This is a genomic window from Rhizobium sp. 62_C5_N11_2 (assembly GCF_051811185.1).
GTDB classification, from domain to species: domain Bacteria; phylum Pseudomonadota; class Alphaproteobacteria; order Rhizobiales; family Rhizobiaceae; genus Rhizobium; species Rhizobium leguminosarum.
In genome coordinates, this window is sequence record NZ_JBPWPW010000001.1 from 931,484 (window position 1) to 958,473 (window position 26,990).

27 protein-coding genes are annotated in these 26,990 nt (G+C 61.1%); 15 read left to right on the forward strand and 12 right to left on the reverse strand.

Annotated features, from left to right (window positions below; all coding sequences use genetic code 11):
• Window positions 1-11 precede the first annotated feature (11 nt).
• Window positions 12-1,193, forward strand: a complete 1,182-nt coding sequence (locus AB8B31_RS04730; protein ID WP_222283884.1) for a glycoside hydrolase 5 family protein — start codon at window positions 12-14, stop codon at window positions 1,191-1,193.
• A gap of 490 nt (window positions 1,194-1,683) precedes the next feature.
• The gene (locus AB8B31_RS04735) at window positions 1,684-2,187 is read left to right on the forward strand and encodes a hypothetical protein (RefSeq protein ID WP_020572948.1); all 504 of its coding nucleotides are present in this window, start codon (window positions 1,684-1,686) and stop codon (window positions 2,185-2,187) included.
• 14 nt (window positions 2,188-2,201) lie between these two features.
• Here the strand turns inward: AB8B31_RS04735 and AB8B31_RS04740 are convergent, their stop codons facing one another.
• On the reverse strand, window positions 2,202-3,173 hold the full coding sequence (locus AB8B31_RS04740) for a quinone oxidoreductase family protein (RefSeq protein WP_222283885.1): 972 nt from the start codon (window positions 3,171-3,173) through the stop codon (window positions 2,202-2,204).
• Between the two features lie 67 nt (window positions 3,174-3,240).
• On the opposite strand from AB8B31_RS04740, the gene AB8B31_RS04745 reads away from it, so the two are divergent.
• On the forward strand, window positions 3,241-4,107 hold the full coding sequence (locus AB8B31_RS04745; RefSeq protein ID WP_334545146.1) for a LysR family transcriptional regulator: 867 nt from the start codon (window positions 3,241-3,243) through the stop codon (window positions 4,105-4,107).
• A gap of 131 nt (window positions 4,108-4,238) precedes the next feature.
• On the opposite strand, the gene AB8B31_RS04750 is transcribed toward AB8B31_RS04745, so the two are convergent.
• The 5 genes from AB8B31_RS04750 to AB8B31_RS04770 all read right to left on the reverse strand — a co-directional run bounded on the left by AB8B31_RS04750 (window position 4,239) and on the right by AB8B31_RS04770 (window position 9,508).
• Window positions 4,239-4,652 (reverse strand): GFA family protein, encoded by a 414-nt coding sequence (locus tag AB8B31_RS04750; protein ID WP_222283887.1) that lies wholly within the window; start codon window positions 4,650-4,652, stop codon window positions 4,239-4,241.
• Between the two features lie 422 nt (window positions 4,653-5,074).
• A complete protein-coding gene (locus AB8B31_RS04755; protein ID WP_222283888.1) occupies window positions 5,075-5,716 on the reverse strand; it encodes a peroxiredoxin-like family protein in 642 nt (213 codons plus the stop codon).
• A 411-nt stretch (window positions 5,717-6,127) separates the two neighbouring features.
• Window positions 6,128-7,624 carry a sulfate adenylyltransferase subunit CysN gene (gene cysN, locus AB8B31_RS04760; protein ID WP_028734142.1) on the reverse strand — a complete coding sequence of 499 codons (1,497 nt, stop codon included), beginning with the start codon at window positions 7,622-7,624 and terminating at the stop codon, window positions 6,128-6,130.
• A gap of 1 nt (window position 7,625) precedes the next feature.
• Entirely contained in the window at window positions 7,626-8,579 is a 954-nt protein-coding gene (cysD, locus tag AB8B31_RS04765) for a sulfate adenylyltransferase subunit CysD (RefSeq protein ID WP_003546395.1), read from the reverse strand.
• A 152-nt stretch (window positions 8,580-8,731) separates the two neighbouring features.
• On the reverse strand, window positions 8,732-9,508 hold the full coding sequence (locus tag AB8B31_RS04770; RefSeq protein ID WP_439002242.1) for a phosphoadenylyl-sulfate reductase: 777 nt from the start codon (window positions 9,506-9,508) through the stop codon (window positions 8,732-8,734).
• Between the two features lie 420 nt (window positions 9,509-9,928).
• Between AB8B31_RS04770 and AB8B31_RS04775 the strand changes: the two genes are divergently transcribed.
• The 5 genes from AB8B31_RS04775 (at window position 9,929) to AB8B31_RS04795 (ending at window position 12,161) form a co-directional block, all read left to right on the forward strand.
• Complete coding sequence (locus tag AB8B31_RS04775; protein ID WP_018241150.1) at window positions 9,929-10,375, forward strand: RrF2 family transcriptional regulator; 447 nt, start codon at window positions 9,929-9,931, stop codon at window positions 10,373-10,375.
• A gap of 248 nt (window positions 10,376-10,623) precedes the next feature.
• Window positions 10,624-10,971, forward strand: a complete 348-nt coding sequence (locus AB8B31_RS04780; RefSeq protein ID WP_050565096.1) for a DUF6152 family protein — start codon at window positions 10,624-10,626, stop codon at window positions 10,969-10,971.
• Between the two features lie 19 nt (window positions 10,972-10,990).
• Window positions 10,991-11,464: a DUF6644 family protein gene (locus AB8B31_RS04785; protein ID WP_439007359.1), complete on the forward strand. Its 474-nt coding sequence runs from the start codon at window positions 10,991-10,993 to the stop codon at window positions 11,462-11,464.
• Window positions 11,465-11,583: 119 nt separating this feature from the next.
• Complete coding sequence (locus tag AB8B31_RS04790; protein ID WP_003546405.1) at window positions 11,584-11,865, forward strand: YlcI/YnfO family protein; 282 nt, start codon at window positions 11,584-11,586, stop codon at window positions 11,863-11,865.
• Complete coding sequence (locus AB8B31_RS04795) at window positions 11,862-12,161, forward strand: type II toxin-antitoxin system RelE/ParE family toxin (protein ID WP_439007360.1); 300 nt, start codon at window positions 11,862-11,864, stop codon at window positions 12,159-12,161. The genes AB8B31_RS04790 and AB8B31_RS04795 overlap by 4 nt, the downstream gene beginning before the upstream one ends.
• Here AB8B31_RS04795 and betA read toward each other — a convergent pair whose 3' ends face one another.
• The 3 genes from betA to betI all read right to left on the reverse strand — a co-directional run bounded on the left by betA (window position 12,162) and on the right by betI (window position 16,068).
• On the reverse strand, window positions 12,162-13,811 hold the full coding sequence (gene betA / locus AB8B31_RS04800) for a choline dehydrogenase (RefSeq protein ID WP_439007361.1): 1,650 nt from the start codon (window positions 13,809-13,811) through the stop codon (window positions 12,162-12,164).
• A 170-nt stretch (window positions 13,812-13,981) separates the two neighbouring features.
• Complete coding sequence (gene betB, locus AB8B31_RS04805; protein ID WP_018241156.1) at window positions 13,982-15,445, reverse strand: betaine-aldehyde dehydrogenase; 1,464 nt, start codon at window positions 15,443-15,445, stop codon at window positions 13,982-13,984.
• The gene (gene betI, locus AB8B31_RS04810; protein ID WP_210068065.1) at window positions 15,442-16,068 is read right to left on the reverse strand and encodes a transcriptional regulator BetI; all 627 of its coding nucleotides are present in this window, start codon (window positions 16,066-16,068) and stop codon (window positions 15,442-15,444) included. The genes betB and betI overlap by 4 nt, the downstream gene beginning before the upstream one ends.
• 152 nt (window positions 16,069-16,220) lie before the next feature.
• On the opposite strand from betI, the gene AB8B31_RS04815 reads away from it, so the two are divergent.
• From AB8B31_RS04815 to AB8B31_RS04830, 4 genes are all read left to right on the forward strand, one after another.
• Window positions 16,221-16,775 (forward strand): HdeD family acid-resistance protein, encoded by a 555-nt coding sequence (locus AB8B31_RS04815; protein ID WP_018449469.1) that lies wholly within the window; start codon window positions 16,221-16,223, stop codon window positions 16,773-16,775.
• 193 nt (window positions 16,776-16,968) lie between these two features.
• Complete coding sequence (locus AB8B31_RS04820; RefSeq protein WP_018241158.1) at window positions 16,969-17,208, forward strand: ribbon-helix-helix domain-containing protein; 240 nt, start codon at window positions 16,969-16,971, stop codon at window positions 17,206-17,208.
• A gap of 159 nt (window positions 17,209-17,367) precedes the next feature.
• On the forward strand, window positions 17,368-19,191 hold the full coding sequence (locus AB8B31_RS04825; RefSeq protein ID WP_439007362.1) for a bifunctional diguanylate cyclase/phosphodiesterase: 1,824 nt from the start codon (window positions 17,368-17,370) through the stop codon (window positions 19,189-19,191).
• A 175-nt stretch (window positions 19,192-19,366) separates the two neighbouring features.
• On the forward strand, window positions 19,367-20,362 hold the full coding sequence (locus tag AB8B31_RS04830; RefSeq protein WP_439007363.1) for an NAD(P)H-quinone oxidoreductase: 996 nt from the start codon (window positions 19,367-19,369) through the stop codon (window positions 20,360-20,362).
• On the opposite strand, the gene AB8B31_RS04835 is transcribed toward AB8B31_RS04830, so the two are convergent.
• Window positions 20,359-21,789 (reverse strand): MFS transporter, encoded by a 1,431-nt coding sequence (locus AB8B31_RS04835; protein ID WP_439007364.1) that lies wholly within the window; start codon window positions 21,787-21,789, stop codon window positions 20,359-20,361. The genes AB8B31_RS04830 and AB8B31_RS04835 overlap by 4 nt on opposite strands.
• 101 nt (window positions 21,790-21,890) lie before the next feature.
• On the opposite strand from AB8B31_RS04835, the gene AB8B31_RS04840 reads away from it, so the two are divergent.
• On the forward strand, window positions 21,891-22,514 hold the full coding sequence (locus AB8B31_RS04840) for a helix-turn-helix transcriptional regulator (RefSeq protein WP_439007365.1): 624 nt from the start codon (window positions 21,891-21,893) through the stop codon (window positions 22,512-22,514).
• A gap of 28 nt (window positions 22,515-22,542) precedes the next feature.
• On the opposite strand, the gene AB8B31_RS04845 is transcribed toward AB8B31_RS04840, so the two are convergent.
• A complete protein-coding gene (locus AB8B31_RS04845) occupies window positions 22,543-23,754 on the reverse strand; it encodes an MFS transporter (RefSeq protein WP_439007366.1) in 1,212 nt (403 codons plus the stop codon).
• 614 nt (window positions 23,755-24,368) lie between these two features.
• Between AB8B31_RS04845 and AB8B31_RS04850 the strand changes: the two genes are divergently transcribed.
• Both AB8B31_RS04850 and AB8B31_RS04855 read left to right on the forward strand, forming a co-directional pair.
• On the forward strand, window positions 24,369-25,394 hold the full coding sequence (locus tag AB8B31_RS04850) for an asparaginase (protein ID WP_439007367.1): 1,026 nt from the start codon (window positions 24,369-24,371) through the stop codon (window positions 25,392-25,394).
• Window positions 25,395-25,503: 109 nt separating this feature from the next.
• Window positions 25,504-26,244, forward strand: coding sequence for a hypothetical protein (locus AB8B31_RS04855; protein ID WP_018241166.1), 741 nt, complete (start codon window positions 25,504-25,506; stop codon window positions 26,242-26,244).
• On the opposite strand, the gene AB8B31_RS04860 is transcribed toward AB8B31_RS04855, so the two are convergent.
• Window positions 26,219-26,974 (reverse strand): DeoR/GlpR family DNA-binding transcription regulator, encoded by a 756-nt coding sequence (locus AB8B31_RS04860; protein ID WP_439007368.1) that lies wholly within the window; start codon window positions 26,972-26,974, stop codon window positions 26,219-26,221. The two genes, AB8B31_RS04855 and AB8B31_RS04860, sit on opposite strands and share 26 nt — an antisense overlap.
• Between the last annotated feature and the right edge of the window lie 16 nt (window positions 26,975-26,990).

A 26,990-nucleotide genomic window follows, 5' to 3' on the forward strand; every position in this document is an offset into this window, starting at 1 on the left:
GAGTTCTTCGCATGAGGCCTATTCAACGCTTCCGGAATTTCGCTGTCGGCGCTGCGGCGCTGGTGCTTTTTTGGTCTGCTCAGGTCGGTTCTACTGCCGCGCAGTCATCTGGGCAGCAATCTTTCGTCACGACGAAAGGGGAGGGCTTCCTGCTGGACGGCAAACCATTTCGCGTGGCCGGCGTAAACAACCATTATCTGACATTTGGCTCGCCAGGCGAAGTCACCCGCGTGTTGGACGATGCCACGGCAATGGGTGCCAATGTGGTGCGCACCTTCCTCCAACCGGTAATAGGGTCGCTGGACGGCCGGGTGCCGACGATCTGGAACTCAAAAAGCACGTCCGATTCCAGCAATCTGGGTACCAAGGGCATCTATATGATGAGTTGGGATCCGACAACCAAACGGATGGTTCCCAACGATGGACCTGACGGCCTGCAAAAGGTCGATTACCTCATCGCGGAAGCGGCGAAGCGCAGACTTAAGCTGATTCTCGCATTCGTCGATTTCTGGGCCTATACGGGCGGTGCCCAACAGATGAACGCCTGGTACGGGAGTTCGGACAAATACACCTTTTTTGCCGCTGATCCGCGAACCCGACGCGATTACAAGGAATGGATTCGGCATGTTTTGTCGCGCGTCAACACGATTACTGGTGTCCGCTATTCCGATGACCCCACCATATTTGCCTGGGACCTGGCCAACGAACCTGACATTCATCCCAAACCGCTCCTTCACGACTGGGTGTCGGAAATGTCAGCCTATGTCAAAACCCTGGCACCGAAACAGCTCGTAACGACGGGCCATGGGAACATGGATCAGAAGCTGTCGGATATGAACATTCCGAGCGTCGATTTCGGCACATGGCATGGCTACCCATCCTACGTCAAAATCAGCCATTCCGATTTCGATGCTCGCATTCGCGAATACTGCGAGATCGGACGAAATATCGGGAAACCGGTGATCCTGGAGGAATTTGGAGTTCCGCGATCCGATCCCGATCAGGCAAATGCCTATCAAACTTGGCTGAACACGATCGCCACGTCGGATTGCGGAGGCTGGGTGGTTTGGCGGCTTGTCAGCACACAGGACTCAGGCCTCTATCCCCAGGACGACTACGACAAATTCGACATTCATAACGATGGAGGCCCTGCTTGGCAGGCTCTGCGCGCCGCCGCCCTCAAGTTTCAATAATCAGGGCTCGCTCGAAGGCGGAAACCGATTTCAAGAAGACAATATGCGTGACACGAAGATCGGAAGCGCTCCTGCGGACCGGAACGGTTGCGCGTTCTTTCCCCTGGAGCAGGATGATTTAGGCCGGTCGGCCTGAAATCTGAATCCGGTTTTTATGGAGCATGATGTCTTCCGAATACTGCGGGCACTTTTCGGCATCATGCTCCGGGGGCTTTCCACCCTCCACAATCGTCGCATACCGATAGACGAGTGATAGCGATCTCGACACGCCAGAGTATTGACCTAAATGCTTTCATATTTTGTTGCGATCTAAACTGGCTTTCCAGCTTCGCCAAATATTCGCGGTCTATCCAGGATATCGGGGACAAGCCGGAGATTTTCGAAGGTCAGCATTCGTTAATATGAATAATGCGGACGGCTCGCACGCAGAAGCGGTATCGTATAATGAAACCTCATCGGGCTACCCCGATTCGAAATAGGGATTGCGGCAGTGAACTCTTCACGCTTTCTTCAATCAATCGTCGAAGCCGAATCCCATGATACACGCTTGAATTTCGCCCGCGCCGCGATTTTCCAGCTTTATAGTGCTTGCCTGCCAACCGGTTCGGCGCCGGCTCAGTTTTCAGTCAAACTCTCTTTATCTGAAGAAGACGCGGTCACGCTTGTCGTGCGGCCGTTCGTCAATAAGGTCGAAGCCCTTGGCGGGCTTGTGAAATCCCTGTTTTCGACAAACGCGGAGACCGTACTGAGAGCCCTGCCGTGCAGGGTGGAGGATAAGGTCGGATCCGGCATTGGATTGATACTTTTCGTCGACGATGAGCCGATGATTACCATCGGATCTCTTGCAGATGATAGCGGACTGTTTCTTCGCCAAATCGAGCCTGCATCCAGGAATACGTCCGGGGTTGCCACAATCGGTACCGTGGTAGGCCAACGACTTGCCAGTGTGGTTCCTATTCCGACAGGATCTCTCCATCTGCGCAAACCGAAATAACGGACGCTGACCGATCAAGGGATCAGCAGGATACTGCCGGCCGAGCGTCCGGATTCCATCTCTTCGTGCGCCTTGGCAACATCGGCCAAACGATATTCGGCACCGATCTGCGAAACGATCCCCGCTTCCATCGCCCCGACTGCAGCGAGAGCAGCCTCGCGATATTGTCCGACGTCAGCGCACCAGGCCATGATGCTCGGATGGCAGAGCGCCTTGCCCGGTCGAAGTTCCTCGACAGGCACCGGTGGAATAGCACCGGCGGCCTGACCGATGGTGACAGCCATGCCGAATGGGCGGACAGAACGAATGCTTTTGAGAAGCGTGTCGCCGCCTATCCCGTCATAGGCGACGTCGACGCCAAGCCCGTTCGTGAGCCGCTTCACGTCCGTGACGATATCGGCGCCTCGTCCAACAATGAGGTGATCGGCGCCATAAGATGCGGCGAGTGCGGCCTTTTCGGAAGAGCCGACCGTCCCGATCACGGTGGCATCGAGCGACCTGGCCCAACGCACGAGGATGCTGCCAAGCCCACCGGCGGCCGCATGGATCAGAACCTGAGTGCCTGCACGCACATTATAGGTCTTTTTCAACAGCATGTAGGCGGTCATGCCTTTGAGCAGCGAACTCGCTGCCGTCTTTGCTGAAACGGCATCCGGAAGCTTGATCGCCCTTTCAGCGGCAATATTCCTCGTGGAGCGATAGGCTCCAACCGGAGGCCCGGCATAGGCAACGCGGTCACCTTTTTGGAACAGGGAGACGCCAGGACCGACATCCTCGACGACGCCCGCCGCCTCGGCACCGATCACCGCGGGGTAGGAGGGCATGGGGTAGATGCCCTTTCGATGATAGACATCGAGAAAGTTGGTTCCGATCGCCTGATGACGGATTTTTATCTCGCCATCACCGGGAGGCTCACAATGGTGATGCTCGACATGGAACTGGGTGATGTCACCAGGGGCGTTCAGCCATATGATTTGGTCGGTCATCTCGTGCTCCTTCATGGGCACAAATTAAGCGATGGTGTGATGTGTGAAAATTCCCTATTACTACACAATGATTGGGAGAGAATTCACAAAGATCGACTGGGACGACCTTCGGCATTTCCTGGCGCTCGCGCAGTCCGGAACATTGCTTGGTGCCGCAAAGCAGCTCGGCGTCGAACACGCGACGATCAGTCGGCGGGTCTCGTCGCTTGAAGCCAGCCTGGGACGCAAGCTGGTCGACCGCCGCGGACGGCGCATCATGTTAACCGCGGACGGAGAGCAGGTTGCCAGGCATGCAGCTCTCGTCGCCGCGCAGACTGCGGCAATCGAGCAGCTTGGTCGCAGCAGCGCCACGGAATTGCGTGGCCATGTGAGGATCAGCGCGCCTCCCGCTCTCTCAAGCGTGCTCCTGGCAAAGCCGATCGCGGCCGTCAGGCGAGACCATCCCGGTGTTCAGATCACGCTTGTCGGAGAAAAGCGCCTCGCGTCCCTGAACAGACGAGAGGCGGATATCGCCGTGCGAATGTCGCGTCCCGAGGACGGCGATTACGCCATCGTCAAGCTCGGCGAGACAAGCTTCCATCTCTACGCATCAAAGACCTATCTCGAAACGGTTCCACCGCCGGACTGGACCTTCATCGGTTACGACGAAACCATGAACGCCTCGCCGCAACAATTGCGGCTGATCGAACTGGCGGCCGGCCGGCCGATCGCCGTGAGGTCGTCCGTTCTGGAGTTTCAGGCCGCAACCGCAAGCCTTGGCGCAGGTGTCGTCATGCTCCCCGATTTCGCTGTCCTGGAGTCCAGCGGTCTCCAGCGCATTGAGAACGAATATGCTTTGACAAGAGAGATCTGGCTGGTTGTCCATTCTGATATCAAAGACGTCCCCTCCGTCCGCGTCGTCGTCGATGCGCTGAAAAACGCTCTCGGGAAGTAGTGTGTTCAGTCCGGAAGCAACGGTGTTGTCAGCGATCAATGGTCTGCGCGAAAGGGTTGTCTAGCAGGCAGCGAAAGAGCTTCCGCTGCCGATGATCCAAAGTCCGCTTCAGGCCGAAAGCCCGCGTCGATTCATTCCAATTGGCGGATTGGATGGCTCTGAAAGTGCTCTACCGTTTCGTCAAGCTGCACCCAATGATGTTTCGATTGTTCGTAGACTGATATGGCGGGTGGCGCGAAGGTCGGGTCGGAAAGGGAACCGACTGCCACCCCGATCCAGGACGGCGCAGCATCGGCCTTCCAATAGACGGTCGAGCCGCACGTTGGGCAAAAATGCATTCGGACCTTGCGACCGCTCTCGGCGGTACGAATGAATTCTGTAGACGTTCCGGATATTTCGACACAACCCATCGAGTAGAAAGCATTTGCGCTGAATGGCGCACCGGTTCTGCGCTGGCAGGCCAAACAGTGGCAGAGAACTGTCAATTGTGGCGGCTCGCTGAGTATCAGTCTCAGAGCGCCGCAGGCGCATTGGGCATTGGCCATGGAAACTCCTCCCGCTTGCACGGTGAAATTACGTTGAATGGAGGGGTGAAATGCGGGCCCGAACCGCAAATGGTTAGGGTGGGCGACGCGAACGGGCTGAGACCTGATATAATTTCAGGCTAACAGAAGCTCAAATCTAGATCGCGGAAATGCCGAAGTCTAGAGGAAAGCCATCTGACCGCTTCGGGCCGGAGCGGATGTGGAGCCCTGATCGCAAAGTCTCAGGTTCTGACCAGTCCTGTAGCCAGCGGGTTTGGTGATCCCGCATTTCGGTGAGGGGCCAGTCTTGCTGGCCCCCTTATCCTTTATCCCTTGTCAGATATCGCTTGCAGCGCTCGATCAGAGGTCGGCCGCTTCGGCGGCCGTCGTGCGCCGCACCGGCAAGGCCGACTTGTGGCGGGTCGTCCAGCGAGTTTTCGTTGTTAATGTACGACTTGGGAAGCTACCGACATCAATTCCTCGGAGTTCGGTGCCTTGAATGTCTGCAGCCCAGCCTCCAGAACTTCAGTGAAGCTCCAGCGTACGATGCCCTCCCGGTCGATGAGGAACTGACCGACAAGCTGCCCGTGGTCGGCAGCCATCATCTGCTGATCGGCTTCCGTAATCTGATATCCTTCCTTCTCGTTGATAAATTCGTCCATTGCCATCACGCCCATAGGCTCGGGCAACTCGCCCGGAAGATCGATCCGTATCGCCATGACAGTGTCGATCCCGACCTCGCGTAAGCCGAAGGCTTGGTGCGAAGCCCGTACCGGGTCGGAAGCAGCAAGAAGATCGGGTATCGGATGGTAACGGAAATAGAGCCGCGCGCGTTCGACCGGGGTGTTGACCACCGCCAGGGATTGGACGCCTTTCTCACGCAGCATCGGGTTGAGATATGCCATTGCCGCGACATGGCGCCGGCAGAACGGACAATGCAGGCCTCGAAACAAACCTATCAACAACGGGCTGCGGCCGCGAAAATCATCAAGGGCGATCTTCCCCTCGCGAGAGATCGCATCAAACACAACGTTCGGGACCCGGTCGCCCGGTTGTAGCGGATGGTCGACAAAGTGCGTGGACATGGACAACCTCCTCGCTCGGGGATCAGTCGAGAAAAGGCGCCACGTGCTTCGAGGTCGAGATTGAGCGTTGCAAGGCCTGACCTCTCGTCTTACCGCACCGCCAGGATCCGATCTAAGAATGGCCCCACATTGGCCTGCGGGCAAGCGTTAAACAGCGAATCGTGAATTGAAAAAGTCCGGTTTCTGCAAACTCTGGTTTTTTTGGCGGCCGTAGAGGCGGACACAGAAAATTGAGCGGGGGGACCTGCCAATTTCGCGTTCAAGCAGCGTGGGGCCGCGTAGCGGAAAGCCCCTATCGCAAAGTCTCAGGTTCTGATCGGTTCTTTGCCGCTCGACAGGGAATCCGCCGGCCCTGCAGGCAGCGGATTCGGCCTCGGTGAGGGGCCAGACTTGCTGGCCCCTTATCCCTGATCAGATATCGCTTGCAGCGCTCGACCAGAGGTCGGCCGCTTCGGCTGCCGTCATGCGCCGCACCTCGGCCTCATGGCTGCGGCTAGCGAAGAGTTCGCTTGCCATGATCTGCTCGGCAAGATCGGCCGGAAGCGAGAGGATGACGCGGGCTTCGCCATTGTGGAGGCCGCCGAGTTCGGTGCGCTTGCCGGTGACCATGCCGCCGGCAACCGTGTTGTTGGTCTCCGGATCGATCAGGATGAAGGAGCCGGAAAGCCGGTTCTGCTCATAGGGGTCGAAGATCGCCGCTTCGTCGAAGACGAGCCGGACTTTGCCGATGGCATTCATGTAGAGCCGCTGGGCGGCGTTCCAGGTGCCGGTCTTCAGTTCCAGCTGGCTGAGCGGCTGCACCTGCACGCGCTGGCGGCGGCTGCCGCTCTTCAGCCAGTAGCGCTTACCGGGCTCGATACCCTCAGGCTGCAGCGCGACGATCTGCGCGTCGAAGGCAAGGCCGACCTGCGGCTGGGCGTCGATCGAGACGATCATGTCGCCGCGCGCAACGTCCACCTGGCGGTCGAGCACCAGCGTGATCGCGTCGCCGGCAACGGCCGCATTGCGGACGAGATCGAAGGTGACGATCTTGGAGACATTGGCGACCATGCCCGACGGCAGGATCATGACGCTGTCGCCCGGCTTGACCGAGCCGCCGGCAACCGTGCCCTGATAACCGCGGAAGCTTTCGCCGGGACGCGAGACGCGCTGGACCGAAAGGCGGAAACCGACCGTCTGCGACGAGCGCACGGTGGCAAGCTCCAGTGTCTCCACGAGCGTTGGGCCGCTGTACCAGGGCATGGCGGCCTGGCCGGAATAGACGACGTTTTCGCCCTTCAGCGCCGACATCGGAATGGCGGTGATCTGCTTGACTCCGAGCGACAGGGCAAATTCCCGGAAGTCATGGCTGATCTTGTCGAAGCCGGCGCGGTCGTAGCCCGTGAGGTCGATCTTGTTGACCGCAAGCACGAACTGCTTGATCCCGAGCAGCGAGGCGATCGTCGCGTGACGGCGCGTCTGCTCGAGAATGCCGAAGCGCGCATCGACCAGCAGGATGGCGAGATCGGCGGTCGAGGCACCGGTCGCCATGTTGCGGGTATATTGCTCGTGGCCAGGCGTGTCGGCGACGATGAAGGAGCGCTTGTCGGTCGAGAAATAGCGATAGGCGACATCGATGGTGATGCCCTGTTCGCGCTCGGCCTGCAGGCCGTCGAGCAGCAATGCGAAGTCGGGCAGGCCGAGATCGTTCTGCTTGCCGGTGGAATCGCGCTGCAGGGTGGCGGCCTGGTCTTCCTTGACGGCCTTGGTGTCCCAGAGCAGGCGGCCGATCAAGGTCGACTTGCCGTCATCGACGCTGCCGCAGGTAATCAGGCGCAGCGGGCGCGAGTCGCGCAGAGCTTTCTGCTGCTCGGCGGCAGGCAGGCTGACGACGGTGGCGGCCGAGACGGCGGTTTGGGCTGCGGTCATCTCAGAAATATCCTTCACGCTTCTTCTTTTCCATGGAGCCGGACTGGTCGCGATCGATGGCGCGGCCCTGGCGTTCGGACACCGTTGCAATTTCGAGTTCGGCAATCACCTCTTCGAGGGTGGTGGCCTGTGAGCGGATGGCGCCGGTCAGCGGGAAGTCGCCGAGGGTGCGGAAACGGATCATGCCTTCCTGGCGGACCTCACCGGGCAGCAGTTCCAGACGTGGGTCCTCGGCGAGGATCATCATGCCGTCGCGCTCCACGAAGGGCCGCTTCTTGGCGTAGTAAAGCGGCACCAGCGGAATGTCTTCGGCCTGGATGTAGCGCCAGATGTCGACCTCAGTCCAGTTCGACAGCGGGAAGGCGCGCACGCTCTCGCCCTTGCGGATCATGCCGTTGTAGATGTTCCAGAGTTCGGGCCGCTGGTTGCGCGGATCCCAGCGATGATCCGGCGTGCGGAAGGAATAGATGCGCTCCTTGGCGCGGCTGGCTTCCTCGTCGCGCCGCGCGCCGCCGAAAGCGGCATCGAACTGGCCGGCATCGAGCGCTTGACGCAGGCCTTCGGTCTTCATGATGTCGGTGAAAGCAGCCGATCCATGCGTAAACGGCGTGATGTTTTCGGCCTTGCCGCGCGGATTGATGTGCTCGATCAGATCGAGATCATACTTCTTCGCGGTCTCGTCGCGGAAGGCGATCATCTCGGAAAACTTCCAGCCGGTATTCACATGCAGCAGCGGGAAGGGCACGCGGCCGGGATAGAAGGCCTTGCGCGCCAGATGCAGCAACACCGAGGAGTCCTTGCCGATCGAATAGAGCATGACGGGACGCTCGAATTCGGCCGCAACCTCGCGGAAGATGTGAATGGATTCGTTTTCCAGCGCTTTCAGATGCGGGTCGAGCGGCGCCTTGGCGCTCTGCGGATTGCTGAGTTCCGTATCCGGACGGCTATCGGGCATGTTTTACTCCAGGCTATCGGTCGTTTACGGCTCGCCGCAAAACAATTCCTTGATGTTGGCTTTCCCCGGGAACGGTGGCTTTCCCCGGGAATGTTGGCTTTCCCAAGGCTGCGGTGGTCGCCGCGCCCCGATTGGGAAAGCCGTGAGGTGATTTACTGTGCGGCGATCGCTGCGGCCTCTTCGGCGACGTGCAGGCCGCATTCGCGCGTTTCGTCCTGCTCCCACCACCAGCGGCCGGCGCGTTCCGGCTCACCGGGCTTGATCGCCCGGGTGCAGGGCTCGCAGCCGATCGAAGGATAACCGCGCTGGTGCAGCGGATTGACCGGCACGCCATTTGCGGAAACGAAGGCCTTGATCGCCTCCAGGTCCCAGTCGGCGAGCGGATTGACCTTCAGCAGGTGGCGCTCGGCGTCGTATTCGGCAAAGGGCGTTTCGGCGCGATTGGCCGATTGGCCGCGGCGCAGGCCGGTGATCCAGATCGCAGCACCTTCGAGCGCCCGTGCAAGCGGCTTCAGCTTGCGCACGCCGCAACAGGCATGCCGGGCTTCGACACTCTCGTAGAAACCGTTGAGGCCGTATTGCGCCGCATAGGCGTCGATATCGGCCTTCTCGGGCTCGTAACGATGAATGCGAATGTCGTACTGGCTTTCGGTCTCTTCGATCAGTGCCAGCGTTTCGGCAAACAGCCGGCCGGTCTGCAGCGTGGCGACATCGATCGGCAGGCGGTGCGTGCCGATCTCGGCGGTGATCACCTGGTCCTCGATGCCGAGTGACGTTGTGAACACCACGCGGCCGCCGAGGCCTGAGACCAACGACAGACGTCCGGCAAGGTCGATGCCTGCCAGTCTGTCATTCAGCGCCTTGGCTTCCGCAATCGGTCCTTCTTCCGCAATCGGCCCGTCTTCCGCAATCGGATTGATAGCAGTCATGAGAATCCTGTCCTTTGTTGACCGGAGTATCGCAGTTCACACAGGGATCGGACAGAAAAAGGGATTTCGAAAGCTGCGGCCGGAAGAGCAAATATCTCTCCGAAGCTGCCGCGATGCAGAAAAGCAGCCGCCTGCGGATGAAAATCCACATCGGCAGCTCGAATGTCTATAGAAATAGTAGAGTTACACGCAGCCTGTCAATCCGAAATCTGAAGTGATGCCGAAAATGGTGCAGAAGGCGCAGTTTTGGCATAGATTAAGAGAGCTTGGCCGAGAGCAAAAAACAAGGCCAAAACGCTTGTCTCTCAAGGCTTTCTCCGGCGCGTTCAAATTCCGTTCATGCTGGTTGTGCCATAGAGGTGAAAGTACTTCCGTAGCAGTGCGGAAATTCGCACTGCCTGTGTGTGTCGATGGTCAAAAATGATTACGCAAAAGGCGAAATATGCGCTGCGGGCGCTCACGGTCTTGGCTGATGCCGATGCCGACGAACCGGTGATGATTTCCGATATCGCGGCGCAGCAGAAGATCCCGAAGAAGTTCCTCGAACAGATCCTGCTCGACCTGAAACATCACGGCGTCGTCGCCAGCCGCCGCGGCAAGCAGGGCGGTTATCTCCTCCTCAAGCCCGCCCACACCATCACCTTCGGCGAGATCCTGCGCATCATCGACGGCCCGATCGCCCCGCTTCCATGCCTCTCGATCACCGCCTACCGCCGGTGCGACGATTGCGACGGCGAACAGAACTGCCAGATCCGCCACGTCTTCGCCAAGGTGGCGGACGCCACCCGCAAGGTGCTGTTCTCGACGACCATCGCCGATGCCGTCGCCCCAGCGCACAGCGCCGAAGTCACCCGTCTGCTGGCCTGAGCATCAGGGTGAACTGACGCCCGCATCTTTCTTCAAGATTTGGTGAAATCCCTTTTCTTCCGGCTCTTATGCTCCACCTGCCCGTCAATACGGGTAGGGAGGACATCATGTCTATAATTTCAGCACAGCGGCTAGAGCAATTCCAGCAAAAGTGCTCAGCGGTTTTGCGTCCGGAATTGCGTGAAAACAAAGAGATAGAGCATTGCCGTGGTGCGAAGAAAAACGGAAATACTCTAGTGGCTGCGGCCATGCTTTCTGTGGCTTTCGCCACCGGCGCAATGGCCCATCACGGCTGGTCCTGGGCAGAGGCGGATCAGATCGAGCTTCGCGGCACCATCGAGAAAATCTCCATGGGCGGGCCGCATCCGACCCTTAACGTCGCGACCGCCAATGACGGCGTCTGGCTCGTCGAGCTCGGCAATCCGCGCCAGACGGAACGCTCCGGCTTCGTCGAAGGTGTCGCCAAGCCCGGCGACCAGGTGGTGGCCCTTGGAAACCGTTCGCAGGATCCAAAGGAGAAGCGGATGAAGGCGGTGCGCCTCACCATCGGCGAGAAGCGCTACGATATCTATCCCGATCGCATCAAGACGAACTGACCTCTGGGCGAACCGGGCTGTGATCGACATTCTCGAATGGCTGTCAGCCACGGCACCTGCGGCCGCGCTCCGGCGCTCCGCAACACTCTACATGTTCGTCAACGCAGCCCATATCCTGGCGATCGGTCTTCTCATCGGCGCCATCCTGCCGCTTGATCTCAAGCTCGCCGGCTTCTTCCGCAAGCTGCCTGTTGAAGTCGTTGCCCCGTTTCTCTCCCGCTCCGCCGGCGTCGGCCTTGCCGCGGCTATTCTAACCGGCTTCTGTCTCTTCAGCGTCCGGGCGGTCGAATATGCCGCCAATCCCGCCTTCCTCGCCAAGCTCGGGCTGATTGCCTTCGGAATACTCAACGTGCTGGTGGTGCACGCTGGACAGGGTTGGCGAACGGCAACCACGGTCGGCATTCTTCGCCCTGCCATAAGAGTTTCGGCGGCTCTGTCGGCGGCGACATGGATCGCCGCACTTGTGGCGGGACGCTGGATCGGATTTCTCTGATGGGGTCGCTCCCGATTTTCTCAACCGTGGCGCATATGAATTGCGTCAGGTGGAGGGGAGTTGAATATAACACGATGATCCATCACATTGCGTTGCAATTGCAACGCATGAGGAACGTCATGAAAACGGCATCTCTCCCGTCCCTTCGCGTGGATCCTGAATTGCGCGCTGCCGCCGAAAGCGTTCTCAAAGAAGGCGAGAGCTTGTCGTCGCTGATAGAGGACTCTCTTCGCCGCCAGATCGATTATAGAAAGACCCAAGCGGAGTTCATCGCGCGGGGTCTGGCCGGCTTGGCGGACGCAGAGCGGACCGGTGTGTTTTATACAACGGACGACATTCAGGAGTTGATGCGCAAAAAGCTTGAAAAGGCGAAAGCCCGTAAAGCCGCGCAGCAGAAGTGACCTTCGAGCTAAAGTATACCCAGACCTTCTATGAAGATCTGGATCGGCTCGCCGATTTCCTGATCGAACGTGATCCGGATTTGGCGGAACGTGCCATCAACGCCATCCCAAAAGCTCTGATGATACTTCAGGATTTCCCGCTAATGGCCAGACGCGCCTCTGCGGATGATCCCTTGCTGCGCGAGCTCGTCGTACCATTCGGTTCCGCCGGATATGTCATTCTTTTCAAAGTGATGAGCGAAACGAGCGTCATTGTCCTCGCCGTCCGTCACCACCGCGAAGAAGACTACCACTGACTATCTGTCGCTCACCGCCGCGCGCGGGTTGACCCAGGGTTCCTGGTTCGAGCGCGCCAGCGGCTGTTTGCCGAGGATATGGTCGGCCGCCTTCTCTCCGGTCATGATCGACGGTCCGTTCAGGTTGCCGTAGGTGACGTGCGGGAAGATCGAGCTGTCGGCGACACGCAGGCCATCGACGCCGATCACCCGCGTTTGCGGGTCGACCACCGCCATCGGATCGTCCTTGGCGCCCATCCGGCAGGTGCCGCAAGGGTGATAGGCGCTTTCCAGATGTTCGCGCAGGAAGGCGTCGATCTCCTCGTCGCTTTGCACGCCTTCGCCCGGCTGGATCTCCGGTCCGCGATAGTCGTTGAAGGCGCTCTGGCCGAAGATCTCGCGGGTGAGGCGCACGCAGTGGCGGAACTTCTCCCAATCCTCGGCATGGCTCATATAGTTGAAGCGCAGGACCGGATCGGCCTTGGGATCGGCCGAACGCAGCGTCACGCTGCCGCGCGATTTCGACAGGTTGTAGCCGACATGAACCTGGAAGCCGTGGCTCTTCGCCGCCGCCTTGCCGTCATAGCTGATCGCCACCGGCAGGAAATGGTATTGGATGTCGGGCTGCTTCAGCCCCGGCGCCGAGCGCAGGAAGGCGCAGGCCTCGAACTGGTTGGAGGCGCCGAGCCCGCCGCGCGAGAGCAGCCATTGTGCGCCGGCCACGCCCTGCCAGAACCACGGCAGCCAGGAATAGAGCGACACCGGCTTGGTGCTCACCTGCTGGAAGTAGAATTCCATATGGTCCTGCAGATTGGCGCCGACGCCCGGCCGGTCGGCCTTCACCGTAATGCCCATGTCGTTCAGATGTTGGCCGGGGCCGATGCCGGAGAGCATCAAGAGCTTCGGCGAGTTGAAGGAGGAGGCCGAGACGATCACTTCGCGGTTCGCCTTCACCACCTCCACTTTGCCGTTGCGTTCGATCTCGACGCCTGTGGCACGTCCGTCCTCGATCACGATCTTGCGGGCGAAGCCATAGACGATCCCGACATTTTGCCGCTTCAGCGCCGGCTTCAGATAGGCATTGGCGGCAGACCAGCGGCGGCCGCCGAAGATGGTCTGTTCCATCAGCCCGAAGCCTTCCTGCTTGCTGCCGTTATAATCCTCCGTCGTCTCGAAGCCCGCCTGTTTGCCGGCCTCGACGAAGGCGCGGAAGAGCGGATTGGTGAAGCCGCCACGCTGGACATGCAGCGGCCCATTGGTGCCGCGCCAGCCTTCTTCGCCGCCATGCGAATGCTCCATCCGCTTGTAATAGGGAAGCACGTCGGCATAGGCCCAGCCGCTGGCGCCGAGCTCCTCCCAGCGGTTGAAGTCCTCGGCATGACCGCGCACATAGACCATTCCGTTGATCGACGAGGAGCCGCCGATCACCTTGCCGCGCGGCGCGGTGATGCGCCGGTTATTGAGGTTCGCCTCCGGCTCGGACAGATAACCCCAGTTATATCGCTTCATGCTCATCGGCCAGGCAAGCGCTGCCGGCATCTGGATGAACGGCCCAAAATCGCTGCCGCCCGCCTCGATGACGATGACACTGTTCTTGCCGTCTTCCGACAGACGGTAGGCGAGGGCGGAGCCGGCGGAGCCCGAGCCGATGATGACGAAATCTGCTTGCATAGTCTTGTCTTTCCTAGAGCCTGCCCCTCATCCGGCTGCCGCCACCTTCTCCCCGCTCGCGGGGAGAAGGGATATGCCGCACCGTTTCGGCATTCTTAAGCGCCCCGTATGCCACGTCCCCTCTCCCCGCGAGCGGGGAGAGGGTTAGGGTGAGGGGCACCAGATGTTCTTCAATAAGGCGCCACCACCGGCCCCATGCCCACGTAAACCGTCTTCAGCTCGGAATAATGCTCCAGCGCGGCCAGCGAATTCTCGCGGCCGAAGCCGGATTGTTTCGAGCCGCCGAAGGGGATTTCCACCGGGCAGAGATTATAGGTGTTGATCCAGAGCGTGCCCGCCTCCAGCCGGTCGACGACGCGGTGGGCGCGGGTGAGGTCGGCGGTGAAGACGCCGCCGGAAAGGCCGAATTCGCTGGCATTGGCCCGCGCGATCACCTCGTCCTCATCGTCGAAATCGAGCACCGACATGACCGGCCCGAAGATCTCCTCGCGGGCGATGCTCATGTCGTCGGTGACGTCGGCAAACACCGTCGGCTGCACATAATAACCTTCGCCGGAGACGTTGTTCGGAATGCCGCCGCCGGCAATCAGCGTCGCGCCCTCGGCCTTGCCCTTCTCGATGTAGGAGATCACCTTCTCGCGCTGCGCCCAGGAGACCATCGGGCCCACCTGCGTCGCCTCGTCCATCGGATCGCCGATCAGCATCGCCTCGGTGCGGACCTTCAGCCGCTTCAGGAATTCGGCCTTAACAGCCTTCTGCACGAAGACGCGTGTGCCGTTCGAGCAGACTTGGCCGGTCGAATAGAAATTGCCGAGCATCGCGCCCCCGACCGCCGAATCGAGATCGGCGTCGTCGAAGACAACAAGCGGCGACTTGCCGCCGAGTTCCATCGTCACATGCTTGAGGTTGCCGGCGGCCGCCGCCGCCACCCTGCGGCCGGTCGGCACCGAGCCGGTCAGCGACACCTTGGCGACATCGGGATGGTTGACGAGCAGCGGCCCGGTGTCGCGGTCGCCCTGGATCACATTGAAGAGCCCCTTCGGCAGTCCCGCCTCGTGCAGGATCTCGGCGATCTTCAGCGCCCCGAGCGGCGTGTTCTCGGACGGTTTGAACACCATGGCATTGCCGCAGACAAGTGCCGGCGCAGCTTTCCAGCAGGCGATCTGCTGCGGATAGTTCCAGGCGCCGATGCCGACGCAGACGCCGAGCGGCACCCGCTTGGTATAGGCAAAGTCCTGGCCGAGCGGGATCTGCGAACCGTTGAGACCGGCCGGCGCAATGCCGCCGAAGAATTCGAAGGCATCGGCACCCGAGGTCGGGTCAGCGACAACAGTCTCCTGGATCGGCTTGCCGGTGTCGAGCGTCTCGAGTTCGGAAAGCGCCCGGTTTCTCTCGCGCATGATGTCGGCTGCCCGCTTCAGGATGCGCCCGCGCGCCATCGGGCTCATCGCCGCCCATTCCGGCTGGGCGCGCTTGGCCGCCGCGATCGCCCGTTCAACGATCGCGGGCGTTGCGGCATGCAGCCGGGCGATCACCTCGCCGGTCGCGGGATAGAGGCTCTCGATGACGGTGCCGTCGGTATCCTCGACATATTCGCCGTCGATGAAGTGCGAGGCTTTCGGCTGGGCTTTCATGTCATTTGTCCTTGGGTGGTTCGATGTGGTCGTCCCTTCTCGCTCCGGGGAGAGGGGGAGGCGGTGGCCAAAAGCGCATTCAGATAATCTTCCGTCAGCGCGATCGAGGCTTCAATGCCGATCGGCGCGGATTTCAGACTTTGCCTGATATAAAGCCCGTCGATCATCGCCGCAGCGCCTTCGGCGATGCGTTCTGCGGCGTCAGTTGGCAACAGCGCCTTGAGGTCGGCCAGCAGATTGGAGCGCAGCCGCCGCGCATAGATCACAAGAAAGCGTCGCGTCTCTTCCGAGCGCTGCGCTTCGGCGTAAAAGGCAAGCCAGGCGGCAATTGTCTCCGGCGCGAACTGGTCGGCGTGGAAGCTGACGCGGATGATGGCGGAAAGCCGCGCCCGCGGCGTCCTGGCGGCCTTAAGTGCCGCCACCGTATCGCTGCGCAGTTGTCGGAGAAGCGAGCGGATCGTCTCGATCAGCAATTGTTCCTTGCTGCCGAAATAATGATGCGCCAGGGCTGGCGACACGCCGGCCTGCCGGGCGATATCGGACATGGTGACGGCAAGCGAGCCGTGATCGCCGATCACCCGCAGCGCTGCATCAACAAGCGCCTTGCGGCGCACCGGCTCCATTCCGACTTTCGGCAACAAACCACTCCTTGAAATCAGCGGCAGGTTATTTTTGATTGACTGATCAATCAATAAAAATCTTTCGCGATTTGACTGGGCGCGGATCTTTCCCTGTCAAATTGCTGCAACATATTCAGAATCTCAGGAGGTGCATCATGACCGATGTCTTCGAGGGAACGCCGACATCTTCGCTACAGTCGAAATGGATCTGGTTTGCCGGCCTCGGCGTGTTGTTGCTCGTCTGCGGTCTGATCGCGCTCGGCAATCTGATGCTCGCCACCGTCGTTTCGGTCTATTATGTCGGCATGCTGATGCTGTTCGGCGGGGTGATCTATCTCGTCCATGCCTTCCAGGTGCGCGGCTGGGATCATGTGCTGTTCTGGATACTGAGCGGCCTGCTCTATGTGCTTGCCGGCATCTGCGCTTTCGTCAATCCGATCCTGACCTCGGCGGCGTTGACGCTGTTTCTCTCGCTCGCACTGGTCATCGCCGGCGTCTTCCGCACCTGGGTCGGCATGCGCATGAAGCCCACCAAGGGCTGGCGTTGGATCGTCGCAAGTGGCGTCATCACCGCTCTTGCCGGTTTCGTCATCGCGCTCGGCTGGCCGGTGAACAGCCTGTGGATCCTCGGCCTGTTCCTCGCCGCCGATCTCATCGTCCAGGGCTCGACAATGATTGCCTTCAGCCTCGGCATCCGCAGTCGAAACTGATGCCGCTGACCGTTCTTTTTTGACAAGACTATGACAGGGGATTAGACTTAACGGGTTACAGACCGGTCCTAAGTCAAGTGAACGGTCTGAGTGCGAATGCACCAAGGCACCGGCGAGATCGCCGAGAATGCTGAAAATGGTCATGCGTCCCCCAGAGGCAGGGTTCTGCCTGATCAGAAAAGGGAGGAAGTTCATGCCGATGGTCACCGTTTCCATCTCTCCGCAACAGGCAGCGGGCATCCGCGCCGCCGTCGACAATGGCGGCTATGCCTCGAGCAGTGAGGTCGTCCGCGAGGCGCTCCGCCTCTGGGATACCGCCCGCAAGCTCAATGAGTTCCGGGACGATATTCTTGACGACGGCGCTCCATCCGGCGGCAGATGCGTCGCCGACATGTTCGCCGATCACGAGGCGGAGCGCCGTCGCTCCGCCTGAACAAGCATTTGATTGCATTGGAAAAATTGAATGAACGCGGAACGCGCAGGATGCTCTTGCGCGTTTCATAAAACTTTCACACTGGCGAAAGAGTTCATTGATCCTTCTGCGGCATGTTCCGGACGAAAAAGAACAAGTCACAGTGGAGATCGGCCCACAATGAAGACCAGCATGTCCTTGGCTGCCACCGTCGCGCCGGATGTTCTGCGCCGCTACGCCAGCGATCAGATCGTCACCCTTGCCAAGCTCGTGGTCGAGAATGCCTTCCAGCCGATCGTCGAGGCCGGCACCGGCACGGTTTTCGGCTACGAATCCCTGATGCGCGGCCAGGAACGCATCGGTTATGATACGCCCCTCGAAATCCTCGACGAGGCTCACCAGGCCGGCCAGCTGCTGCAGCTCGAACAGATGGTCGCCAGCCGCGCGCTCGCCAAATTCGCGACGCTATCGAATTTCTCCACCTCGACGCTGTTCCTCAATCTCGATGTCCGGCTGATCCCGCATGGAGAACACTTGGTCGTCAGCCTGCTGCAGCATCTGCGCAAGGCGAATATTCCGCCGTCTTCCGTTTGCTTCGAATTCTCCGAGCGTTTCGACAATACCAGCGTGCCGGAATTTTCCGGCCTCGTTTCCAGGCTGCGCAAGGCCGGTTTCAAACTGGCGATCGACGATTTCGGCGTCGGCCACGGCGAGATAAAGCTGCTCTGCGATTATGCCGTCGATTATCTCAAGATCGACCGCCATTTCGTCGCCGAGATCGACCGCAGCCCCCGCAAGCGCCATCTCTTGAGGAGCATCGTCAACATTGCCCATGTGCTCGGCACGCGCGTCATCGCCGAAGGCATCGAGACCGAGGCCGAATTCATCGCCTGCCGCGAATATGGCGTCGACCTCGTCCAGGGCTGGTTTATCTCCCGCCCGACGACGCATATATCAGAGCTGGCGCCGTCCTACCCGCACCTGCAGGAGCTCGGCAAGAGCAAGCGGGGCAGCCAGTCGCTCGACGAAATCCTCATCCGCAAGCAGATCGAGCTGCTGCCGACGGTCTATGAGAATGACAGCATCGACAGCGTCTTCGAACTCTTCCGGCGTAATCCGCGCCAGGCCTTCTTTCCTGTCCTGAACGCCAATGACGAGCCGCGCGGCATCATCCACGAGCATCACCTCAAGGAATATATCTACCAGCCCTTCGGCCGCGATCTCCTGAAGAACAAGATGTACGAGCGCAGCATCTCGCATTTCGTCGGGATGGCGCCGATCGTCGGCCTCGACAGCGACGCCGAGCAACTGATGGCCATCTTCGCCAATATGGAAGGCAGCAACTGCCTGATCCTGACCGACAATATGCGCTATGCCGGTGTCGTCTCCGCCGCCTCGCTGATCAAGGTCATCAACGAGAAACAGCTGAAGACCGCGCAGGACCAGAACCCGCTGACCGGCCTGCCGGGCAATCGTGCCATCCGCGATTTCATGCGTCAGTCCGGCCGCGACGGCGATGCGCTTCGCCACTTCTGCTATTGCGACTTCGACAATTTCAAGCCGTTCAACGATGCCTATGGCTTCCATCTCGGCGACCACGCGATCTCGCTGTTTGCCGCGCTGATGCGCCGCTATTTCTTCGCCGAACGTCATTTCCTCGGCCATGTCGGCGGCGACGATTTCTTCATCGGCGTCGTCGGCTGGACCAAGGAAGAGCTGACGGAAATCCTCGAGCGGCTGATCAGCGATTTCCATGACGACGTGCGGGACCTCTATTCCGACGAGGATCGCGCCGCCGGCCGCATCCTCGGTCACGACCGCACCGGCGCCGAAGCTTTGTTCCCGCTGATGCGCTGCTCGATCGGTGTCATCGAACTGCCGGAAGGACTCGTCATCGACGATATCAACCGCGTCAGCGCCGAAATCGCCATCATCAAGTCGGCCGCCAAGGACAGCGAGGGAGGCCTGGTCTTCCATCTCCTACAGCGCCGCGCGTCATTTTAGATGCGCAAAGGACGCTGTAGCACTTATGCAGTGGGCGAGGCGAATTGACGCCTCTGCCACATCAAGTCTTCCCAAGCCTGCGGGGCTGATTTACTTCCTGTGTTTTAGACAAAAAGCCAGAGCGGTTCCGCGCACTTCCACCAAAAGCTGAACTGCTCCAGGGAGGAGCCGGGTCATGCCATTGCCTCAGGAAATGCGTTTCGTCGATCTGCCGTCCTTCGGCGGGCCCGAGGTGATGACGATCGGCAAGCGACCGCTTCCCGTACCGCAAGACGGGCAGGTTCTGGTGCGCGCCGAGGCGATCGGCGTCAACCGCCCCGATATTGCCCAGCGCCAGGGCAGCTATCCCCCGCCCAAGGATGCGAGCCCGATCCTCGGTCTGGAGCTATCAGGCGAAATCGTTGCCGTCGGCCCCGGCGTCAGCGGCTATGGCGTCGGCGACAAGGTCTGCGGGCTCGCCAATGGTGGCGCCTATGCCGAATATTGCCTGCTGCCGGCAGGCCAGATCCTGCCCTTTCCCAAGGGCTATGACGCGGTAAAGGCGGCCGCTTTGCCTGAGACCTTCTTCACCGTCTGGGCCAACCTCTTCCAGATGGCCGGGCTGACGGAAGGCGAAACGGTGCTGATCCATGGCGGCTCCAGCGGCATCGGCACGACGGCGATCCAGCTCGCCCTCGCCTTCGGCGCTGAAGTCTACGCGACGGCGGGTTCGAAGGAGAAATGCGAGGCCTGCGAGAGGCTCGGCGCCAAACGCGCGATCAACTACAGGACCGAGGATTTCGCCGAGGTGATCAAGGCCGAGACCGGCCACGGCGTCGATATCATCCTCGACATGATCGGCGCCTCCTATTTCGAGCGCAACATCGGCTCGTTGGCCAAGGACGGCTGCCTGTCGATCATCGCCTTCCTCGGCGGCGCGATCGCCGAAAAGGTCAATCTCTCGCCGATCATGGTCAAGCGGCTGACGGTCACCGGCTCCACCATGCGGCCGCGCACGGCAGAAGAAAAACGCGCCATCCGCGACGACTTGCTCTCCGAGGTCTGGCCGCTGCTGGAAGCCGGCACCATCGCCCCCGTCATCCACAAGGTCTTTGCCTTCGAAGAGGTTATCGAAGCCCACCGGTTGCTGGAAGGCGGCAGCCATGTCGGCAAGGTCATGCTGCGCGTTTAAAAAGACGCGCGGCGCGATAATGTCAGCGACACGCCGACGGCGAGAACACCCGGCAGCGCCATCAGCAGATAGAGCCAGTGCGCCGCCGAAAGCGCGCCTGATATGCCGCCCGGATCGACGAGGCCGGCGCCATTGGCGATGACGCCTGAGAAGGCCGCACCGAAGGCGCCGCCGAGCGAACTCATCGTCGGGATCGCCGAAGAGGCCTTGTCCTGTTCGTTGTCGGCAACGAGCCTCAGGACCATGGCGACCAGATGCGCCCAGCCGAGACCGATGCCGAAGCCCATCATGAACATGCCGATCGCCGCCGGCACGATGAAAAGCATATGCCCCTCCGGATTGTCGCTCGCGAGGAAAATCGCGAGCGAAGCGGTCGCCGCCGTCTCGATAAGGGCACCAATGACGATTGCCCGGTAAGCCGGCCTGCCGGTCCAAGAGCCACTGAGGAAGGCCGCAAACGTCCAGCCGAGGGCGACGAGTGCGACGAGATATCCCGATAGGAGTGGCGCCACCCCATGCAGGGTCTGCAGGAAATAGGGAATGAAGACGTCGCTGACGAGGACGACGGTCATGGCGAGCATCGCCAGGTAGACCCGTGCAATCGGCTGGGAAAGGCTGACAGCGCCGGACGGCAAGAGCCGGTTCGGGCTCTTCCGCTCGATGAGAAGCATGGTTGCCACCGCGATGACCGAGGCCGCAATCAGCGCCGCTTTCGCGCCTGTTGTCTCGATCGCGCCGGCCGCACTCACCATCAGCACGGCCGCAAGCAGCAGTCCGATCTGGGCAACCGGGGTCTTCTCCTGCTCGCGGTCGTCCTCGACCTCGGGCAGAAGCCGTGGCGCCAGGAATGCCATCAACAGCCCGAGCGGCACCAGCACGATGAAAGCGTAGCGCCAGGTGTGGCCCGAAGAAAAGAAGCCGCCGAGCGTCGGTCCGATGACGGTCGCCACGCCCCAGATCGCCGCATAGAGCGTCGAGGCCTTCGGCCATAGGGGCTCGGGATAGACGAAGCGGATGAAGGCATAGCCGAGCGCTGCCAGCGCGCCAGTTCCCAGACCCTGCACCGCGCGTCCGATCAGCACCACCGGCATCGACGGTGCGGCTGCGGCAATCAGGCTGCCGACGCCGAAGACAAGTGCCGCGATCACATAGACGGATCGAAGCCCGATGCCGCGCGGCCGCATGGCGACGAAGATCGAGCCGAGCACGGCGGCGGCGACGAACAGGCTGGTAACCCAGGAAAACAGCGCGAGCCCGCCGATATCGCGCACGATCGAAGGCGCGATCGTCGCCATGATGTAGCTCTCCACAGCATAAAGCGTCACGCCGCCGGCCAGCATCAGCGTTGCCGGCAGGTGCTCGGGCAGGAACAGGCGGAAGACCGAGCTGGAATTCGGGACGGCTGCAGTCTGGTCGATATTCGACATGGGAGGACCCCGAGATTTTTACTGGCGAAGGATTATTTTCCAAGTTATAAATTGGAAAATTGCATGCCGATTTGATTAAAACAAGACTTGACTTGGAAAATATGCGCCAGTCCCCAGCCAACCGGATCCTGATCCTGATAAAGACCGACGGCCCGCAGCTTGCCGCCGCGATCGGCGATGCGCTCGGCATATCAGGCGAAGCCGCCCGGCAGCAGCTGTCGAAGATGGCGGAGGAGGGGCTGGTGGAACCGGTCACCGTTGCCGCCGCGGGCAGGGGCCGGCCGCGCCAGCTCTGGCACCTCACGGCCAGCGGCAACCGCCAGTTTCCGGATGGCCATGCCGAGCTGACGGCAAATCTCCTTGGCACGCTCGTCGAACAGCTCGGGGCCGCAGCCCTCGATACGGTCATCTCCGCCCGCGAGGCCGAGACGCTGCAGCGCTATCGGCAGGAACTCAGCGAGGCGCATGACCTTGCCTCGCGCGTCGAGGCCCTTGCCGGCATCCGCACCCGCGAGGGCTATATGGCCGATCACTGGCAGGAGGCGGATGGCTACTTCATGCTGGTCGAAAACCACTGCCCGATCTGCGCCGCCGCCACCGCCTGCGCCGGCTTCTGCCGCTCCGAACTCGAAACCTTCCGCGCCGTCCTCGGCGCCGATATCGAGCGCAGCGAACACATCCTCGCCGGCGCCCGCCGCTGCGCCTATCGCATCATGCCGCGTTGACCGATATCGCTGGCAACCGGCTGGCGGTTCACGCCGGCTGCCGCGCCTGCCGCCAGTTGCTTTCGAGATAGAGCAGCACTCCGATCGATGCGAGACCCGCGGCCGCGCCGACAAAGGCGGTGCCGGAATAATCGGTGATCGCGGTGCCGAAAGCGAAGAGGCCGGCGCTGATACCGGTCCCAATGAAAGTGTTCAGCGAGATCAGCGAGGTTCCAAGCCCCGGTCGGTCCGCGATCAGGTCCTGCAGATAGGTGATCGGCACGCTGAGGATCGCTGCCGCCCCGCAGGCATTGAGGAGGAGTAGTGCATAGATGTGCCAGGGCGCGGAAGCAAAACCAAGCAGTAGCAGATAGGCGCAGTAGATCAGCGCGCCGAAGGCGAGCACATGCACGGTCCGGAAGTGGCGCTGCGCAAAGCCCCACATCATCATGAACGGCATCTCGAGCAGCGCCGTCAAACCTGCCATGAAGCCGACCTCGACGACGGTGCCGCCGGCCGCATGGGTGATGATCAGCGGCAAGAGCATGCTGTTCAGCCGCTGCAGCCCGAACAGCATCGCCATGACGATAACGCGCGACAGCACATGCGGCACAAGAATCCGTTTCAGCGAAGCAAAGAACCCGGCGTGATCGGGGGCAGGGCCGGCGGCGCCATTTCGGGGTGCGAAGAAGAAATACAGGCAGAAGCAGGTGCAGCTTGCCAATGCCGCGATCCCATAGGCCGGCGTCATCGACGGCGAACTGACGAGATAGAGGCCGATCAACCCCGGCGCCAGCGCCCATGAGCCGGAAAAGAGCGCCCGCACGGTTGCGGTGATCGCCGCCCCCTGGCCACGGTCCATCTGATTGGTCCTGGCGCGCAGGCTGGCGAACAGCAGCGAATAGGTGGAATTGCTCATCGGTACCAGCAGCAGCGTGGAGAAGATGAAGACCATGGGGCTATGAAAGATCGCGATCGACCCGAAGCCGAGCATGCCGGCGACGCAAAGCCCCAGCACCAGCGGCCGGCGCTCTTTCAGCCTGTCCGACCAGATGCCGAGCGTCAGGCTTGTCGTGACGTTGACGATTGCCGAGAAGAACACCAGCGCCGAATAGGCGCCATTGCTCAAGCCGAGTTCATTGATCCCGATGATCGACTGGTAGGGCGCGGTCGAAGCATAGGTGAAGGCGAGCGCGACGAGTGTCACGGTCGGAATACGGATCCTGTTGTCGCGAAGGATCAAGGAAAAAGTGGATGGCATGGGGGCGGTTCCTGATGCGCCACTCTTAGCTGCATCGGACCTATCAGAGAAACGATAGTTTTAGATCGTCTTCGTCAATTTTTGTGATGAATGTTTGGACGATGTGATCGCGTTCAAGCCTGCAAGGGGGCTGAATGCCTATTTCAGAATTTCGCGACCAAATTCGAGAGCCAGAAGTCGATTTGCCCGAAGGGAAGAACATTTGCCAAAAAAGCGACGAGCGCTGAGGTGGTGTATATCAACACCAGCCCAAGAAGGACTCCAAGGGTGATTCCGACGCTCGTCTTTGCGGGCTGGCGTGCCAACCAACACGCCAAGCTCAGAGAGACAATCGTGAAAAGTGCCAACAACGTGGACTCGGTGATAGATATGCCCGATTGCAAAACAATTCCTCGGATTGTGAATTGGGTTGCAAGGCATAACGTCTCGAGCCGTCTAAACTCAAGGGCTGGGACGGCGGAATATGCGGTGATGTCCAGCCACCCATAGAGCCGGTGCACTATCAGCAGGCACCCGCGCAGCCGCCTAAACCCCGACGCCACGTCAACCCCGTTGGCTTTCGCCGCGTGACGCGTTATGGACTGCGCAACCCGCCAGCATCCGGATGAGAGCTCATGACCAATCCCGTCACCGTCGAAGTCACCCGCGGCCTGCTCGTCGAAAGTCGCCATCGTGGCGCGGTGGCTGTCGTCGATGGCGACGGCAAGCTTGTCTTCTCGCTGGGCGACATCGAGGCCGCGGTCTTCCCGCGCTCGTCCTGCAAGGCGATGCAGGCGCTGCCGCTGGTCGAGAGCGGTGCTGCCGATGCCTACGGCTTCGGCGACAAGGAATTGGCGCTGGCCTGTGCCTCGCACAGTGGCGAGGACGAGCATGTGGCGCTGGCCGCTTCCATGCTGTCGCGCGCCGGTCGCGACGCCGAGGCACTGGAATGCGGCGCCCACTGGTCGTTCCATCAGAAGACCCTGATCCATCAGGCCCGCACGCTCGAGGCACCGAACGCGCTGCACAACAATTGCTCGGGAAAACATGCCGGCTTCATCTGCGCCTGCTGTCATCAGGACCTCGATCCGAAGGGCTATGTCGGCTATCAGCACCCGCTGCAGGTCGAGATCCGCGCGGCGATGGAAAGCCTGACCGGCGCCGTGCTCGGCGCCGAGAGCTGCGGCACCGACGGCTGCTCGATTCCGACCTATGCCGTGCCGCTCAAGAGCCTTGCCCACGGTTTTGCGAAAATGGCGACCGGCACCGGCCTCGAACCGCTGCGCGCCAAGGCCTCCCGCCGACTGATCGAGGCCTGCATGGCCGAGCCCTTCTATGTCGCGGGCTCCGGCCGCGCCTGCACGGAACTGATGCAGATCGCCCCCGGCCGTATCTTCTGCAAAACAGGCGCCGAAGGCGTCTTCTGCGCCGCCATCCCGGAAAAGGGCATTGCCATCGCGCTGAAATGCGAGGATGGCACGACCCGCGCCGCCGAAGCCATGGTGGCGGCAACCCTCGCCCGCTTCTTCGAGACGGAGAGCGAGGTGCATGCGGCCCTGATCGCCCATGCCACGAAGCCAATGCGCAATTGGAACGGCATCCATGTCGGCGATGTCAGGGTCACTTCCGCCTTGGCGGATGAGTCGAGCTTGCTTACATAAGTTATTAGAAAAATAAGAATTGCCTAATATAAAGGGGTACGTCCTGCGATCGCGGATGCACCCTTTCGCAGCGACGTGAGCACAGTCCTGGAAGCCGTGAGGGCAGGGCATGTTTGCAGGCCGCTATCTCTGGTGGATGCTGATGGGCATCGGCATCTTCATGTTCGCTACGTTGAGCCTCGATTATATCACCTGGCTCACGATCCAGCTGTCCGGCTGCGGCGAGATGGCCGGGACCTGCGAGCCGGCCCTGCGGCTGATATCGGGCGTGCTCAAACCCGCCTGCATCTGGACCGCGATCGGCGTGCTCTTCATGGCGACGCTGCTCCGTCTTCACGCTCTCTCGCTCATCTGGTTCTGGGGGCCGATCGTCGCCATCTGGTTCGTCGCTTCCACGCCGATCCTGCTCTTCCTGGCGGCGGATGCGGCGGCGCTGACGCAATCCGCTACCCTGGCCGCACTGCCCGTCGCCTTCCTGTTTCTGGCGGCTTTCGCAGCCTATCTCATGTTTGCCCTCGAGGATGGCGACATGCTGCCGCTTGCAGCCTCGGTGCCGTTGCGCCTTACACTCCGCCTGACGGCGGTTTACGGCGCGCTTGCTGGCGCAGCCTTCATGCCGGAACTCTCTCGGATCGCCGGGACCCTGCTCGACATGCCGGCACTTTCCATCGTCATCGCGTTGGCGCAGCCATATCTGCAGACGGTGCTCACCATTGGAACCGGCAGCATGGCGCCGGCCTATGCCGTGTTGGCGGCCTTCATCGCGGCCCTTGCCGCAAGTCTCTTGCCGCATGCTGCAGCACCGCAGCCCTCCCGCAGCACCATCATGCTGCGGCGATTGCGCCGTTGAGATCGCGATAGGGTTTCAGCCGTTCGGCGGTCACCTCCATGGGCACGATCAGCCCCGCCACCTCGGAAATGCCAAGCACTGGGCAGGGTGAGACGAGGTCGAACTTCTCCTCGGTCAGCAGCACATGCGTTTCGGCCGAGCACCGGGCGATGTGCCGCTTGATCGCCGCTTCCTCGAAATCACCGGTGGAAAGCCCGTGCACGGGATGCGCCGCCGTCACCCCGAGGAAGAAGAGATCGGGGCGGAGCTGCGAGATCGCCGCTGCCGCCGCTGCGCCCGTCGCCACCATCGAATGTTTGTAGAGCCGTCCGCCGGTCAGGATCACCTCGGCCGTCGGGTGGTGTTCCAGCTCGGCGGCGATCGTCGGGCTGTGGGTCGCAACCGTCAGCGGCAAGTCGCGCGGCAAATGCCGGGCGATCTCCGCCGTCGTCGTGCCGCCATCGAGGAAGATCATCTGACCGGGCTTGACCATCGCCGCCGCCGCTGCTCCCAGCCGTGCCTTGATCTGTGACGAGACGCTGCGCCGGGCGGTGAAGTCAGGCAGGTCAGGCGCCAGCGGCATCGCCCCGCCATGCACCCGTTTCAGCAGCCCCTCCGCCGCCATTTCCCTGAGGTCCCGCCGGATCGTGTCTTCCGAAAGGGCGAAATCCTCGGCGACGCGCTTGGCGATCACCTGGCCGTCACGGCGCAGGATGTCGAGAATGAGGGTCTTGCGTTGCGTTGTCAGCATCGTCTCTCTGCACGAA